The organism is Bacillus swezeyi (assembly GCF_030908325.1).
Taxonomy (GTDB): domain Bacteria; phylum Bacillota; class Bacilli; order Bacillales; family Bacillaceae; genus Bacillus; species Bacillus swezeyi.
The window spans coordinates 3079305-3095166 of sequence record NZ_CP133085.1; the positions used below are offsets into that span (position 1 = coordinate 3079305).

The 15862-nt window shown below is 45.2% G+C and carries 17 protein-coding genes; 2 read left to right on the forward strand and 15 right to left on the reverse strand.

Annotated elements, in window-relative coordinates; genetic code table 11:
- Positions 1-131 precede the first annotated feature (131 nt).
- The 3 genes from RBH91_RS15235 to RBH91_RS15245 form a co-directional block, all read right to left on the reverse strand.
- Entirely contained in the window at positions 132-3362 is a 3231-nt protein-coding gene (locus RBH91_RS15235; RefSeq protein WP_307892114.1) for a bifunctional cytochrome P450/NADPH--P450 reductase, read from the reverse strand.
- 35 nt (positions 3363-3397) lie between these two features.
- Positions 3398-3973, reverse strand: a complete 576-nt coding sequence (locus tag RBH91_RS15240) for a TetR/AcrR family transcriptional regulator (RefSeq protein WP_307892115.1) — start codon at positions 3971-3973, stop codon at positions 3398-3400.
- A 362-nt stretch (positions 3974-4335) separates the two neighbouring features.
- Positions 4336-4938 carry a class I SAM-dependent methyltransferase gene (locus RBH91_RS15245; RefSeq protein ID WP_307892116.1) on the reverse strand — a complete coding sequence of 201 codons (603 nt, stop codon included), beginning with the start codon at positions 4936-4938 and terminating at the stop codon, positions 4336-4338.
- A gap of 308 nt (positions 4939-5246) precedes the next feature.
- Between RBH91_RS15245 and RBH91_RS15250 the strand changes: the two genes are divergently transcribed.
- The gene (locus RBH91_RS15250) at positions 5247-5414 is read left to right on the forward strand and encodes a YjcZ family sporulation protein (protein ID WP_076763452.1); all 168 of its coding nucleotides are present in this window, start codon (positions 5247-5249) and stop codon (positions 5412-5414) included.
- A 174-nt stretch (positions 5415-5588) separates the two neighbouring features.
- Here the strand turns inward: RBH91_RS15250 and RBH91_RS15255 are convergent, their stop codons facing one another.
- The 7 genes from RBH91_RS15255 to RBH91_RS15285 all read right to left on the reverse strand — a co-directional run bounded on the left by RBH91_RS15255 (position 5589) and on the right by RBH91_RS15285 (position 10247).
- Positions 5589-5738: a hypothetical protein gene (locus tag RBH91_RS15255; protein ID WP_164470266.1), complete on the reverse strand. Its 150-nt coding sequence runs from the start codon at positions 5736-5738 to the stop codon at positions 5589-5591.
- A 176-nt stretch (positions 5739-5914) separates the two neighbouring features.
- Complete coding sequence (locus RBH91_RS15260) at positions 5915-6064, reverse strand: YrzI family small protein (protein WP_076763450.1); 150 nt, start codon at positions 6062-6064, stop codon at positions 5915-5917.
- A 385-nt stretch (positions 6065-6449) separates the two neighbouring features.
- Positions 6450-6683: a YrhC family protein gene (locus RBH91_RS15265; RefSeq protein ID WP_076763448.1), complete on the reverse strand. Its 234-nt coding sequence runs from the start codon at positions 6681-6683 to the stop codon at positions 6450-6452.
- A gap of 86 nt (positions 6684-6769) precedes the next feature.
- Positions 6770-7912 (reverse strand): bifunctional cystathionine gamma-lyase/homocysteine desulfhydrase, encoded by a 1143-nt coding sequence (locus tag RBH91_RS15270; RefSeq protein WP_307892117.1) that lies wholly within the window; start codon positions 7910-7912, stop codon positions 6770-6772.
- Position 7913: 1 nt separating this feature from the next.
- Positions 7914-8837, reverse strand: coding sequence for a PLP-dependent cysteine synthase family protein (locus RBH91_RS15275; RefSeq protein ID WP_307892118.1), 924 nt, complete (start codon positions 8835-8837; stop codon positions 7914-7916).
- A gap of 50 nt (positions 8838-8887) precedes the next feature.
- Entirely contained in the window at positions 8888-9583 is a 696-nt protein-coding gene (mtnN, locus tag RBH91_RS15280; protein WP_076763442.1) for a 5'-methylthioadenosine/S-adenosylhomocysteine nucleosidase, read from the reverse strand.
- 22 nt (positions 9584-9605) lie between these two features.
- Positions 9606-10247, reverse strand: coding sequence for a class I SAM-dependent DNA methyltransferase (locus tag RBH91_RS15285; protein WP_307892119.1), 642 nt, complete (start codon positions 10245-10247; stop codon positions 9606-9608).
- 185 nt (positions 10248-10432) lie between these two features.
- Between RBH91_RS15285 and RBH91_RS15290 the strand changes: the two genes are divergently transcribed.
- Positions 10433-10636, forward strand: coding sequence for a DUF2536 family protein (locus RBH91_RS15290; RefSeq protein ID WP_307892120.1), 204 nt, complete (start codon positions 10433-10435; stop codon positions 10634-10636).
- 37 nt (positions 10637-10673) lie between these two features.
- Here RBH91_RS15290 and RBH91_RS15295 read toward each other — a convergent pair whose 3' ends face one another.
- The 5 genes from RBH91_RS15295 to RBH91_RS15315 form a co-directional block, all read right to left on the reverse strand.
- Positions 10674-11363 (reverse strand): YrrS family protein, encoded by a 690-nt coding sequence (locus tag RBH91_RS15295; RefSeq protein WP_076763437.1) that lies wholly within the window; start codon positions 11361-11363, stop codon positions 10674-10676.
- 64 nt (positions 11364-11427) lie between these two features.
- Entirely contained in the window at positions 11428-13182 is a 1755-nt protein-coding gene (locus tag RBH91_RS15300; RefSeq protein WP_307892121.1) for a peptidoglycan D,D-transpeptidase FtsI family protein, read from the reverse strand.
- Between the two features lie 54 nt (positions 13183-13236).
- Positions 13237-13713, reverse strand: coding sequence for a transcription elongation factor GreA (greA, locus tag RBH91_RS15305; protein WP_076763434.1), 477 nt, complete (start codon positions 13711-13713; stop codon positions 13237-13239).
- A 238-nt stretch (positions 13714-13951) separates the two neighbouring features.
- Positions 13952-14587, reverse strand: coding sequence for a uridine kinase (gene udk / locus RBH91_RS15310; RefSeq protein ID WP_076763433.1), 636 nt, complete (start codon positions 14585-14587; stop codon positions 13952-13954).
- Between the two features lie 4 nt (positions 14588-14591).
- On the reverse strand, positions 14592-15860 hold the full coding sequence (locus tag RBH91_RS15315) for a peptidase U32 family protein (protein WP_307892122.1): 1269 nt from the start codon (positions 15858-15860) through the stop codon (positions 14592-14594).
- Positions 15861-15862: the final 2 nt, after the last annotated feature.

Consider the following 15862-nt stretch of genomic DNA (forward strand, 5'->3'; position numbering starts at 1 on the left):
CATGTTGGCTTTTTTCCTTATACCTCTCAATTTGAATCATAAGGGAAGGCTGCCGCTTCAAACATGTTTAACCTTATCAAAAAGAGACATCCTGATTTCAGAATGTCTCTTTTTTTCTGCTTCTTTCAGCATTATGCTCTTACAGTATGTTCTGCCCCGAAGGCTTTAAATACACCGCCTGAAACATCGCCTCCATCCCAGACGTCTTTTGCGTAGCGTCCTTCTTCCTGCAGGGCGGAGATCCAGTTTTGTGCTTCCTCTTGACTTGCCTGATATACATGTTCGTATGCCTCACAAAGCGTTTGTTCAACGGCAGGAGCCATGCGGCTGCCGTCCCCGCAAACGTACAGGCGGGCGCCGTTATCCAGTAGGTGAATCAACCTTTCGCTGTCCACTTTCATCAGGTCTTGGACATATGTTTTCGGCCGGCCTTCAAGACGTGAAAATGCTGTGTGCAAATGGACGAGTCCGTCTTGTGCTGCCTTTTCTAACTCCCTCTGATAGAGATAATCCTGTTCAGGATGGCGGCAGCCAAAATACAAGTGTGCTTCTCCAAGGTTTATGCCGGCATTTTGTTGAATACGGCGGGCCTGAAGGAAGCCTCGGTAAGGCGCGATCCCCGTCCCCGGACCGACCATGATGATTGGTGTTTCAGGGTCAGCGGGCAGCCGGAATCCCGACTGAGGCGAGCGGATAAAGCATGCGATGCTGTCTCCGGGGGAAAGCCCTGCCAAATAGTTTGAGGCGACCCCGCTGTACTGCCCGCGTCCGCTTAGCGCCGGACCGCTTACAACGGCAACGGTGATGCTTGTTTGCCGCTCATTTTGCAAAGGCGAGCTTGAAATGGAATAATATCTTGGTTTGAGTGAAGGAAGAAGTGCTAAAAAGCGAGCAAACGGCAGTTCACAAGCCGGATACTGCTCAAGCAAATCAAGCATCGACACACGCTTCTTCAAAACCCGCTCCTTATAGACTCCGGCTTCCAATAGTTCTTCCAGCTCCCGTTTATGCGGTGGACAGACTGTATGTGCAGCCAATTCACGAAGCTGCGCTCTTGTGGCCGGTTCCTGCAGCTCCAAACTGTTTTGAAAGAGATCTTTTATATCGACTGGACGGCCTTGCGGCAAATGGGCGGTGTGATGCTCTCCTGTGATCAGCACTTGTTCATTTCCGCTTAATCCAAATCGGCTGAAGACCCGCTCGATCAACTCCATACTGTTTTGCGGCAGCACTCCGAGATGATCCCCTTCCAGAAATGAGATGCCTTCAGGCAATGATATTTCAAGATGTCTTGTGCTTCTCCCGCTGTCTTCGTACTGTAGCTCACGGTTTGCTGATATTTGCGCTGTAAATGCCTGATACGCTTTAGCGAGCGGCGAAGCAGCAGGTGTGCTGACAAACTCGACGGACAGTTCTTGTCTGTCTGCCTCTTGGTGAATAAGTTCTGCTAAAGAAAAGGCTTTTCTTAAAACTGGCCAAAGATCATTTTGCCAGGCTTCGAACTGTCCTTCAAAATCATCGCCCGCATCCCCTTCACCAAGCTTTAGCAGCCGATGTGCGCCTTTCTTTTCCAATTCGCTGTCAATCAGGCGGGGAATCCGTTGATAAGTGCTGGCCCAGCTGCGGTTTCCGCATCCGAACACAGCATATTTGACGCCTGACAAATCTTCTTCATGACCGTGCTCAAGCCAATCCATAAAATCTTTAGCATTATCAGGCGGATTTCCGTTATAAGAAGCCGTTACGATGATCACCGCCCCCTCTTTTGGAATCCTTCCTTGATATTGGTCAAGCTCTGCCGTCTCACACTTATAGCCTTGCAAACGCGCCTGATCGGCAAGCTCTTTTGCAATCCCTTCGGCCGTCCCAAGGTTTGATCCATACAGTACAAGAAACGGAATGCCGTGCGTGTTTTCCCCCGCTGGTTTAGTCTGCGGTTCTTCCTGCGGGTCTTTTTGTTCTGCTGTCTGTGCAGGGAATGTCATCAGCATTTGTTTTTTTCTCGGTTTCACTCGTATGGTGAATCCTTCAGGCTTCAAGGTGAGTGATTCTTTTACCGCTAAATGATAATTCGTATGATCTTCCAGTTCAAAATGCTGAAGGATCATGCCAAGCACCAATGTCGCTTCATGAAGGGCAAACTGCATCCCGATGCAGGCCCGCTGCCCATTGCCGAACGGTTTGTACGCATGCTGCGGAATACTGTCCATCTGTTCAAACCGCTCCGGCCGGAACGCTTCTGCATCTTCTCCCCAAACGCTTTGATCCCTGTGCAGTTTTGGAATCAATACCGTTATGCCTTGCCCTTTTGGTATCAAATATTTTCCGCCGATCACCGTTTCCTCCTTTGCGTACAAAGAAAAGGCGGGAGCTGTCGGCCAAAGCCTTATCGATTCATTCAAAATCATGCGGATGTATTTCAGCTGCTGCACTTGTTTATACGACGGAACAGGTTCGGTCAGCACACGGTCTGCTTCTTCATATGCCTTTTGGAGCTTATCCGGATGCTTGAGGAGCAAATAAAGTGCAAATGATAATAAACCGCTGGTCGTCTCGTGCCCCGCAATCAAAAATGTAATGATTTGATAACGGATATTTTCGTCATCAAGCTTTTCACCCGTCTCAGGATCCTTCGCATGAAGCATGAGGGACAGCAGATCATTGCCGCTCTGGCCGCCGGCTTGTTTTCGTTCGGCGATGATCCGGTCAACAAGGGAAAACATCGATTCAACGTCCCGGTTAAACTGGCGTCTCGTTTTGACCATCAGCTTATCCTGCAATTCAAAGCGCTTTGTCTGTCTCATCGCTTCGTTCAATCCGCGTACCATGCTTTCAATGAACGGATGCTGCCCTTCGCGGTAAAAGCTGTTAAAGCGGTAGTTGAACCCGCATAAGCCGATCGTATCCAGCGTCAGCCGCGTCATATCCTCCGGCACATCGATACTTTCATTTTGATTCAGCCGGGACCACTTTTGAATGAGCTGAACCGCAATATCCTGCATCATAGAATGGTATCCCTTCATGGCTTTCTGGCTGAAGCTCGGCAGAAGAATATTGTGGGCTTTCCGCCAGTTCGGCTCATCCGTCCAGCTTGTGAACAGCCCGTCTCCGCTGAATTCGCGAACTTTTAAAAGGCCTTTCCCCATGTTTTTATCAAATCTGGTTTCGTCACAGACCTCTGAAACCAGTTCATGGCTTGAAACAAAGATACCGATCCCATCAGCAAATTGGAATTGAAATATCGGTCCCATCTCGTCTGCGATTTTCCAAAGGGACTGAGAGACCTTGGTTTTGTCGATCAAAGGAAGATTGCCAAGCGGTCCATATGTTTTAGGGATTGGAATTGAACTTAACTTCTTCATGAAAATCATCCTTTCTATTTTTGAAAAAATAGCTTTCACCCGCGATGTTTGATAGCATGCCAAGAACACGCTTCAATCTCTTTCATCAGTCCGGAAGGGTCTTCGATTTCTCCGGCTCTCACCAGCTTTTGAATGTGGACAAAAGAGCCGAACACCATCGCGGACAAGATATGGGAAGGCAGCGAACGAATGATGCCCCTCTCTTTGCCTTTTTCAAAAAATAAATAGATAAAATCCAAAAGGTCATTCAGTACAGCCCGGCTTGTTTCATTCAGATAATGTGAGGTTTTATCAATTTCCAAAAAATAAAGCGCGTGAATATTTTCCTGCGAAAACTTGTACAGGCAGCGGAAAATATGCTGAAACTGCTCATGTATGCCTGCTGAATACTCCGGGTAGCCTTCCTCTATCTTTTCTTTAAAATGCTTCACACTGTCTTGAAACAGAATATTCACAAGCCCTTCCTTGCTGTCAAAGTATCGGTAAATCGTGCCTGCTCCAACGTCCGCCTTCTCGGCAATCATCGGAATGGTTGTAGCATCAAAGCCCCTGTCTGCGAAAAGAACGAGCGAAGCCTCAATGATCTTCTGATATTTACTTTCTTGTTCCACGTAAATTCGCCCCCCGCAGTTCGGAATGAATGTTCATTCCGCAAATTTCTTTATATTCCCTTTTGACAGATCATTCGAAAATTCCTTTTTTAATATAAAAATTTTTAAATAAAAATCAAAATGAGGATGATAGACCCATTTTCCAGCATGTGCTAAAATACACATTTAAAAAGCGAACAGAACCATTCCGCTCTGTTCACTTGATGGTATTCTTATATATTAATTTTCATACCTGATTTGTTCTGTCAAATCTATCAAGCCGAGCATAAGCTTGGATTCCAGCGAAAAAAAGATGACAAAATCCTTAAACCGTTATAGGATTTTGTCAACAATCTGAAACGTCTTATTTTGAGAGAATTTTTTTATTTTACCGCCGTTATGCAGCAATCATTTTTTCGCATATGTACGGTGATTTCCCTGAAATGACTTTCTTCAAGCTGCCGCTTGATCTGCTCTTCAGTGTATAAAGCAAAGTCCTTTGTTTTTTTCGATTTTTTCATTTGATCCTTTAGGTGGATAGAGAGATAAAGAGTGCCGTCAAGCTGCAAAACCCTGTAAATTTCTTTTAAAGCTTGCTGAACATCCGTCCAAAAATAAATCGTATGGACTGAGAATACTTTATGAAAGGAACGATCATCAAAAGGAATGTTTTCGGCATAGCCGAGCTTCAATTCCGCTTTCCCTTCCTCTCTTATATTCCGGGTGCGGCGCAAACTTTGCTTGACCATGCTTTTGGAGGAATCGATTCCACAAGCTTTGCCGCTTTCAAGCTGTTCAGCTATCCGGCACAGAGCCGCACCGCTTCCCGTTCCGATTTCAAGGATGCGTTCATGCGGGCGGACATCCAATAAATGAATGGTCCATTCATTTATATCATGGTTTCCGGTTTCCATATAAGAAGCGACCCATTTTGCTAAAATGCCTCTCGGACTCCGCAATTGTTTTCCAAGCCATTGTTCAAACACGTCAAAACACCTGCTTTAATTCTTTTTAGCCCGATTTTAGGTGTGGACAAACCAGAGGACAAAACGGGCCTTACTCCAATCACATCGGCAAATTAACCGAATATTAAAAGCAATCGCAAAAATGAACTGATTCTTTTCCTGCATTCCATAACTAGACGGCTTCTTCATTGAAAATGTTTCGCCCTTAAAAAAACAAATCAAATCCCATGGTACAAAAAAGGCGTTGATGAAATGGTCTATCCGCCCTTTCAACCTTTCATATAAATGCATAGGATGTATGGAACTTTCACTAAAAGGTGGTGCTATTCATGGGCTTTGGTTATGGCGGTTTCGGCCGCTGCTGCGGCTACGGCGGAGCCGGCTATGGCGGTTATGGCTACGGCGGCGGCTATGGCGGCGGCTATGGCGGCGGCTTTGCGCTTATCGTGGTTCTGTTCATTCTTTTGATTATTATTGGCGCTTGCTATGTCTGCTAAATCAACAGTGGGGGGCGTTTTCGCCTCCCTTTATTTATATTGGCGCAAGCTAAAAAGAGAAAACTTCGAGTGTCCCTCACCTTTTCTATTTCACAAGCTTCATTCTATATATAGTGAACTTAAAATGTAAAAAAGGCTGTCGAGAAATTCTCGACAGCCTTTTTTTGCTCCTTCTTAATAGTACCAATAAGGCGGCCAATAGCCGAATTGGCGCGCTCTTTCCATTCTTAGACGGCGATACGGATTCCCGTAGCCGTGTTTAAAAGAATGGGGCATTGATGTATAACCGTGGCCGATAAAAGGCATTCTGCCGTTTTTCTGCATGTTTATCACCTGCATTCATCTATTGCATTCTTCATCCATATTATGCAGCCCCATAACCATGCGGAACTTGGGCAGCCCACGCTAAACCTGGTCCTTCTCCTGTGTGTAATGTGCCAGCAGTTCCTTTCTTTGCATCATGATCATCTCCTCCTTTTTTTATTTTTTTGCCGCCGCCATTAGCGCTGGCTGTTCATATAAAGATATTTTAACTGCAAGTCTCTCATTTCATTGTACATTTGTTCAATTTCGTGTTCTCGCTCGTACTCTTCCGGACTTTTAAATTTTTTTTGAATGGTCAATGTTAAGAAGAATAAATTAATCGTCATGTCGCTCACCTCCTTTCAAGTTCGCTTCTAATAAATAAACCCGCAGATCATCTGACAAACCTGCGGGCGCAAACAAAAACCGCCAGATAAAAACAAATCGTGTCTTTATCTTGCGGGAGGAGCAGCGTAATTGTTTTGACTTCCTAACGTTTCACTGTGCTGATAAAGCATCGGTTAAGGAAGGGCACAATTTCTCCCACAGGTTGAATGTAACATGGTATTCACAACGTCTAGTGTATGTAGTCATTAGGGTTTTCATGTTCATCAACCTCCTCTGCTTTTTGTTTACTTTGTAAGTATATCCATCAAATTCCTGTTTGTAAACCGTTTTTTCAAAAAATAGACGCTTTAAAAAAAGCAGAGAACTCTCCCGGAGTTTCTCTGCCTATGATTCTTCCATTTCATCCAATTGTTTTTTATATTTAAGCGAGCGTTTCACACAAAAGAAAGCGCCTGCCAAAAAACCGCATGTTGCGAACATCATCATCGTTTTTTGGCCTGTTCCCAGTCCATGGTCAGGGATGATGGAACCGATATATAAAAATGCGCTCACACTGAGAAGTGTAAAAGCAAACTGCTTGTAGTCTTCCATTAAAGACTTGACTTTTTTCTGCTGCATATCATGATCACCTGCTCCGCTTCATTGTGGATATGAATCAGAATAACATAGTTTAACAGTTGACCAGACATGCAAATTCAGCCAATTTAAGAAAGCGGGGCCAGCGCTTGTTTTAAGTCATCCAATAAGTCATCAATATCTTCAATACCGACAGAAATGCGGATCAAGCCGTCGGTGATGCCCAGCTCCAGCCTGCGTTCACGCGGGATTGATGCGTGCGTCATCCGGGCCGGCACGGAGATCAGGCTTTCAACCGCACCAAGGCTTTCGGCAATGGTAAACAGCTTTAGCCTGCCTAAAACGATGTCCACATTCTCTTCTTTGCCGATATCAAAGGAGATCATTCCGCCGAATCCCGCGCTTTGGCGTTTGGCAAGCTCATGGCCGGGATGGGACGGCAAGCCTGGATAATATATCTTTTGGACAGCTTCATGACGTTCCAAAAACTCGGCGATTTTCCGGGCATTTTTCTCATGCGCTTCCATTCTCAAACCGAGTGTTTTCATTCCTCTCATCAAGAGCCATGAATCCTGCGGCCCCAAGATGCCGCCTGTCGAATTTTGAATAAAATGAAGCTCTTCCCCAAGCTCTTTCTCTGCCGTCACAACCAATCCGCCGACGACATCGCTATGTCCACCCAAATACTTTGTCGCACTGTGGAGTACGATATCGGCTCCGAAGGAAAGCGGATGTTGGAAATACGGTGTATAAAACGTATTATCCACGATCAGCAAAAGACCATGCTTTTTCGCCGTTTCAGAGACCTTTTGCAGATCGGTGATTTTTAAAAGCGGATTTGTCGGGGTTTCGACATAAATCGCTTTCGTGTTCGGCTTAATGGCTTTTTCGATGTCTTCTATGCTGCTCGTGTCGCTGAAGGTCGCTTCAATGCCGATCCGGTTCATCACCTTTGTCATCACCCGGTAAGTGCCGCCGTAAACATCATCTGTCAAAATGATGTGGCCACCGCTTTCAAACAGCATCATGACCGCCGTTACAGCCGCCATGCCTGAACCGAACGCATAACCTGCCGCACCGCCTTCAAGATCTGTGATTAAAGATTCGAGCGCGGTTCTCGTCGGATTTCCCGTCCTTGAATATTCATATCCCGTATGCTCTCCGGCCCGCGGCTGTTTGTACGTGCTGACCTGGTAAATCGGAACTGAGACAGCGCCTGTTTGTTCATCTCCAGTAATACCGCCGTGGATCATTTTCGTTTTTTGTTTCATGTCAAATTCCCCCTTCATATATCTTTTTGCTTAAATAACGGTCGCTGCTGTCAGGAAAAATCGTCACAATATTTGTGCCTGGCTTGGCTTTTTCAGCTTCTTTTAATGCCGCAAATAAAGCCGCGCCTGATGAGCTTCCGATCAAAAGCCCTTCCTTTTCGGCGGCTTCTTTTACAAGCCGGAACGCATCTTCGTCCAACACTGTGTAGATCTCATCGAAATGGTTTTCGTCCATGTATTCCGGAATGAATTCCATTCCGATTCCCTCGGTTTTATGCCCGCGCGGTTCCCCTCCGTTCAATATGGAGCCTTCCGGTTCAACGATGACCGTTTTAATGGACGGATTTTTTTCTTTCAAAAACCGGGCAGTCCCTGCAAAAGTGCCGCCCGATCCGGCTCCGGCGACAAACACGTCAATTTGTCCGTCAAGGTCATCCCATATTTCGGGGGCCAGCGTTCTATAGTAAGCCAATGGATTTACTCGGTTTTTAAACTGCAAAACACAATAAGAATCGGACGTCTCCTTCTCAAGTTCAAGCGCCTTTTCAATCGCGCCTTTCATTCCTGCGCTTCTCGGTGTATGAACAATCTTTGCTCCAAGGGCTTTCATGATCGATTGCTTTTCCATACTGAAATGCTCAGGGACGCAAAAAACAGGTGTGATGCTGTGTTTTCTGGCGGCCAGTGCCAATCCGATTCCCGTATTGCCGGCCGTCGCTTCAATAATCGTACCGCCCGGTTTAAGTTTTCCTGAACTGAGCGCTTCGGCAATCAGCATCTCTCCAAGCCTGTCTTTAATACTCCCGCCCGGATTCATCATTTCAAGTTTTGCATATATGTTGACACCTTTAGGTATGTGGAAATTCAATATTTGCAGCAGAGGCGTTTTGCCGATTAATTGTGTGATATCTGTGATCACATTCATGTTCCTTCCTCCTTCAAGAGGTGCAAAACAGAGGGGGTGTCCCCCCTGCTTTAATTGATTCTTTTGATCATGCGGAGCACGAGGTCTGTCGAATGCTTTGCAGCCTGCTCCAAAAATTTGTCAAATGATACTTCAGATTCTTTTCCGGCAATATCTGAGAGCGCCCTGATGACAACGAACGGGGTATCAAATTGATGGCAGACTTGAGCGACGGCCGCCGCTTCCATTTCAACCGCATAAAGGTCTTGAAACTTGCCGCGGATGAAGGCCACGCGTTCAGGGTCGCTCATAAAGGAGTCACCCGTCGCTATCGTTCCTTTGACAACCTGAATGTGCCCCAGTTCAGACGCTTCTTCTTCTGCTGTTGTGACCAATGTGCCGTCAGCTTGATAAGCGGCCGGCAGGTTTGGAACCTGTCCATATTCATAATCGAAAGCCGTGACATCAACATCATGATGGCGGACGTCGGTGGAAATGACGATATCCCCTACATTAAGCGAATGATGGAAGCCCCCGGCTGAACCGGTGTTGATCACAACGTCCGGCTTAAAACGGTCAAGCAGAATGGTCGTACTCATGGCTGCATTGACTTTGCCGATGCCGGATTTCAAAAGCACAACCTCTTTTCCTTCATAAAGTCCGCTTGTAAATTCACAGTTTGCAATGACTTCCTGATTTGTCTGTTCCAATTTGCTTCGCAAAATTGTGACTTCTTCTTCCATTGCTCCGATAACTGCTATTTTCATATCATAAAACTTCCCTTCAAATTTACAATTTTGCCGCTTCCATTACCCAGACAAAATCATTATGCTTTTGAAAGGCGATACTGAAATGTTCTGAGGTAAAGATCGTTTCCATCTCGGAAAGCGTCGGATAATGTTCCGTTTCAAGGTCTTCCGCCAATTGGTGAAACCCTTTTTTTTCCGCATCCTTGACGGCGGAATGAAAGGCTTTGCGGTCCTTGAAGACGGTATCAGCAAATACTATTTTACCATGCTTTCTAAGCATTTTTCCATATTGCCTTACCGCTTCCCGCTTTTCTTCGTTTGTCAGATGGTGGAAAGCATATGAACTGACGATCGTATCAGGTGAAAACGGAGGTGCTGGAAAGTCGAGAAAATCCCCGTCTAAAACGGCTGCATCTTTCGGCAGCTTGCCTGCGGCCATTTCCCTCATCGCTTTTGACGGTTCAATACCGCAGACCTTTTTTCCGGCTGCCAGCAATTTAGCGGTCAGATTTCCAGTGCCCACACCGAACTCGATCACCTGATGACCAGAACGTTTCACAACATCGTCCAAAATGCCGTCATAGTTACGAAATACTTCTTTATATTGAAGGTCATGCCCGACTACTGTGTCATCATAAGAATCTGCCCAATTCTCAAATAAAGAAATGAACTCTCTTCCCATTTTATCCACTCTCCATTTATTATTACAATTCCTATAAGTATAGTATGATTAAATCATTAATTAGTTCTTATCCTATCATAAGTTCTTCATTTTGGATAGAAAAACGGCTTGGTTATATTTTCCTTGCCTCCTTAGAGCTTCTCTGATTTAATAAGAGTGACTTGAAACACATGGAGGATTGGTTTATGTCATTCAAACTGGATCTGATCAAAGATAAAATTGAGTTTTTTGAAGCGCCGACCGTAGAGGAGCTTGAAAAGAAGGTGAACGAACAAATTGAAAATAATCTGGCCCTTTTGCTGAGGGTCCATTCGGTTTCCCACCAGACGGCAGTCGTTGACGGACGGATGATATACAATGCAGCTGTTCATTTTAAAGCTGAATCATAAAAAAGCGGCCGGTTTGATTAAACCGCCGCTTTTTCCTTTATTTCAGCTTTTCCACCTTTGTCGGCTTCCAGCCTTTTTCATCTACCCATGTGATGGCTACCTGATATTTATCTCCGCTGTCCGTAGCCTGAATCGTTCCTTTTGCATCTTGAGGACCGCCGTTGTTTCCGAGCCAGATCACCGTCATGTTGTCTTTGGAAACACCTGTTGCATAAGAGATCGCCTCAAGCATCTCCGTCCAGTCTTGTGATGAAGAATCATATGTGGCCGTATGTTCTCCGCTTTGTTTTGTTCCAACAGGCTCCCAGTTCGGATTGATGATCGTCTTTTCGACATTGCCGCTGGAGCCTCCTTCTGTCACTTCAGCTCCTTCAAACGGATCATCGGATTTTGATTTGTCGTCGTCTGAAGCATTCTCTTGATCTTTATCTTTTTCGGAATCTGATTCGGCGTCTTTTTTGTCAGCAGAATCGTTTTTTCCTTTATTCTCATCTTTTATATCTTCATCAGAGGTTTGTTTTTTATTGCCAGATGCAGGCGCTTCTGTCGTCTGTTCATCGTTTTTCGAGACATCCTGCTGCGCTTGCTCTTTCGGGCTGTTCATCATCAGGCTGCTGGCAACGACAACAATTAACACCAACACAATGCCTATTAAAATGTTAAGCACAAGATTCGCTTTCCTGCGCTTATCACGATTTTCAAATCGAGATTCCCTTGTTTTGCTCAATTCTTTGCACTCCTTTACTCCCTCTTGCCTCGTTTCTTATTTTATCATCACCTGAGGCTTTCTTCTATGTCTGGTTCTTTTCAATTTCATATACTTTTTTAACAATATCATAAAATGCAGCATTTGTCGCAGCCTTGCCATCCGGCGTGTCCATATGGACGACAGCGAGCGCATATTTCGGCTTGTCCGCCGGAAAATAGCCGGCGAACCACTTATGATAAAGCGTTTTTTTATCTTTTGACTGCCGGCCTGTCTGCGCCGTTCCCGATTTCCCCGCTACATCAAAGGGGAGATCGCTGAAGCGCCGGCCTGTCCCTTTATCAGATGTAACGACTTTTCTGAGCAGTTTTTGCAGCTTTTGGGCTGTAAATGAATCGATCATTTCTCCTGAGAGCTTCTGATCTTTAAAAGTCGTCATCATTGTGCCGTTTTTGTATTCGATCTGGTCTGCGACTTTGACTTGCTTTTTCTCCCCGCCTCTCGCGATGGTCGCCATCATATTGGCGATCTCCAAAGGGGTCAGCTTTACATTCTTTTGGCCGATGGCGGTCTGCGCTACTGCTTTTTTGATTTTTTTATCTCGTTCATCCCCCCAGATTGACCCGGTGACTTCATGGTAAAACTGCCTGAAATGGTCTTGATGATAAAGCTTCCCTTCCCACCCGACACGTTCGGTCAAGCCAAGCTTTTGAGCTGTATCTTCGATGATGGAGCTGTTTTTTTCCACAAGCTGTCCAGCGAGATTCGTAAAGGTGTAATTGCAGCTTTCTGCAAAACTGTCTGCCAGGTTCAGCTTCCCTTTGTCTTCCCCGGGTTCACCGTACAGATTCAAATTGCAGTTGAATGTTTTTGATGGATGGTCCAAGCCGTTTTCGATGGCTGCTGCAGCGATCACGGTTTTAAAAACGGAACCCGGATACATCGGAGTCATCATGTAGTTCTGCCGTGTTTTTTGTGAAGCCATGTTTAAATCGGGTTTACTGGCGATGGCCAGCACACTGCTGTTTTCAATGTCGAGCAGAACAGCCCCGCCTTTTTGCAACTTGTGTTCATTCAAAACATCTTCCAGCGATTGCTGAACCTGCTTATCGATCGTTGTTTTGATTTGCAGCGGATAGAATGGATTGGCATCTGCCGTATATTTGACGTCCATGCCAAACAAAGGGTTTCCCAATCCGTCGACATGATATAACAGTTTTGTATCTTGCTCGGGAAGCAGGAACTCGTCAAATGTCCGTTCCATCCCGAAGGTGCCGATTTTCGTGCTGATGGATAGCCCGTCTTTATGCGGATATTTGCTGCGGAGAAGGTCCGGGTCTTGATTTGTCATTCCAATCGTATGGGAAGCCAGTCTGTTTTTTTCTGTTTCTTCTATGTATACGCCGTAGATCCCCGGATATTTCAATTGATTGATTTTTTCGAGCGCCGTCTTCGAAAAGGTCTTTTCTTCATTTTTGGTGAGAATGACGGGTTTTTTCGCCTTTTCCAGCTTTTCATTGAGCTCTGCTTCAGACATGTTTAAAATGTCTGAAGCTTCTTCAATCGGCCATGGCTGCTTTTTTAAAAAAGGAAATAAGACAATGGCTGGCTTTTGGCTGACGGACAAATGTTCGCCGTTGCGGTCTAAAAAAGATCCTCTCCCGTCTGAAATCTGAACCTCTTCCGTGCGCTGTTTGACGCTTTCCTGAATTAAGTTCACATTCCGTTTTGAAAAGGATTCCGTAAAAAACAATTGAATTTCCGCCAGTCTGATCAGCAAAAATAATAATGCAGCCGAAATTAAAATCGACACCCATCTCATACGCTTTCGTATTCTCATTATAAAAACACCTCATCCACATTGTGGACGAGGTCATGGTTTGCTAAACAAATTTTATGAAATTTTCACAATTTTTACAAGCATTTCTCCGCCGGGCGTCTGTACGGTAACCTCGTCTCCGACCTGTTTGCCGATAAGGCTTTTGGCAATTGGGGAATCGTTTGAGATTTTTCCTTCAAACGGATCGGCTTCCGCGCTGCCCACAATCGTATAAGATTCTTCTTCACCGTCAGGAAGTTCTGTAAATGTGACGGTTTTGCCAAGTCCGACAATATTTGAATTTTCAATATCGTCTTCAATGATCTTTGCATTTCGAATCATATTGTCAAGTGTAGTAATACGCCCTTCTACAAAGGCCTGTTCTTCTTTTGCCGAATCATACTCGGAGTTTTCAGAAAGGTCGCCGAAACTTCTTGCAATCTTGATCCGCTCCACAACCTCTTTCCGTTTAACCGTTTTCAAATACTCAAGTTCTTCTTCAAGTTTTTGCTTCCCTTTTTCTGTCATTGGAAATACTTTCTCTTGTGCCATGTTCCTTCACTCCTTCTAGTTGGTCCCTCATCACTTGTATGTGAGAGTATAGACTTGAATATACAAGAATGAGGACAACCCATGTCCCCTTCTTCTCTCCCATATTTGTAAAGTATAATGAAAACCGGATGGAAGGCTCCGGTTAATCGTGGTTATACAGTTAAAGAAGGGCTCGAGCGAGATCCCTTCATTTTCTATACATAATATGGTCAGAGTTGACTTTGTCTATGCTATGTTATTATAAAATCGCGTTTTGTTCAAGAATTGTTTGTATTTTTGTAACCATCAGGTCGATTGCGACGCGGTTTTGGCCGCCTTCCGGAATTATGATATCAGCATAGCGTTTTGTCGGTTCTACAAATTGATTGTGCATCGGTCTGACGACGGAGATGTACTGTTCAATGACAGAATCAATCGAGCGTCCCCGTTCTTTAATGTCGCGAAGCATTCTTCTGATGATCCGCAGGTCGGCGTCCGTATCGACATACAGCTTGATGTCCATTAAATCGCGGAGCCTTTCATCCTCGAGAACAAGGATTCCTTCCAAAATAATAACATCTTTCGGATCGACATGCACGACTTCTTCTGAGCGCGTATGCAGCTTGTAATCGTAAATCGGCTTTTTAATCGGCCTGTGTGCCAGCAATTCGTTTAAATGCTCGATTAAAAAGTCATTATCGAATGCAAGCGGATGATCATAGTTTGTGTTCAGCCGTTCTTCAAATGGCAGATGGCTTTGATCTTTATAATACAAATCTTGCTCGAGCATTAAAATGGAGTGGCCCTTGAACTGTTCATAAATGGATCTGGTGACGCTCGTCTTGCCGGATCCTGAGCCTCCCGCTATTCCAATGACTACCGGTTTCTTCCCCATGCCATTACTGCCCCTTTCTCATCATGTTGCTCTTATAGATCTTGTTGTCCACTTTAAATCTGACGATTTGCAGGGGATGGCGGGCTGCGTCAAGTACATTGCCTTTTTCGTCCCAAATCGTTTCAATTTTGCATGTGAAGTTTTCAATTTCCGGACCGAAAAATTCAACTTCATCTCCGGTTTTAAAGAAGTTGCGCTGCTGGAGCGTCACGATTTTTGTTTCCTCATCATAATCAAGGACAAGGCCGGCAAAGTCATATGTCGTCTTTTTGCCGTGTACGCCGAACATTTGCTCTTCATAGCCCGGTGTTCCTTCAAAGAAGGCCGGCGCCGTGTCTCTGTTTGCGCATTTGTCCAGTTCTTTCAGCCATTCTTCCTTGATGACGAAGCCTTCAGGATCTGCACAATACGCATCGATCACTTTTCTGTAGACACTGACGACTGTTGCAATATAATGGATCGATTTCATCCGTCCTTCAATTTTCAAGCTGTCAATGCCCATTTCAATCATTTGCGGAATCGATTCGATCAGCTTCAGATCCTTGGGGCTCATTGCAAACGGCTCATCTTCTTCTTGATAAAGCGGAAGCGCATTTGCCCCGTCCGTCTGGTACAGGTCATAATCCCAGCGGCAGGACTGGCAGCAGCCTCCGCGGTTTGAATCCCTGGCCGTCATGTGATTGCTCAGTACGCAGCGTCCTGAATAGGCGATGCACATCGCACCATGAATGAACGTTTCGATTTCGATGTCGACTTTTTCTTTCATTTCTTTGATCTCAAGCGCACTCGTTTCACGTGCAAGCACAACCCGCTCAAGACCTTCCTCCTTCCAAAACTGAACAGCTTTCCAGTTTGAAAGGGACTGCTGGGTGCTTAAGTGCACTTCAAGCTTTGGAGCGACCCTCCGGCACGTTTCAATGATCAGCGGATCGGCAACGATAATACCCGAGACGCCGGCACCTTGCAAATCGCGCAAATAAGCTTCAAGGCCGTCGATGTTTTCTTCATGTGCAAAAATATTTGTCGTCACATATATCCTGGCACCGTATTTTTGGGCAAATTCAACGCCTTCAGCCATTTCTTCAATGGAAAAATTATCTGCGTTTGAGCGGAGTCCATATTCACGTCCGCCGATAAATACCGCGTCTGCTCCGTAATGCACGGCGATTTTCAGCTTTTCCAAATTTCCCGCCGGTGCAAGAAGTTCAGGCTTTTTCGTAATGACGCGCTTCCCATTCACGATTTTGGAAATTTTATCTTGTACTGCAGACATGG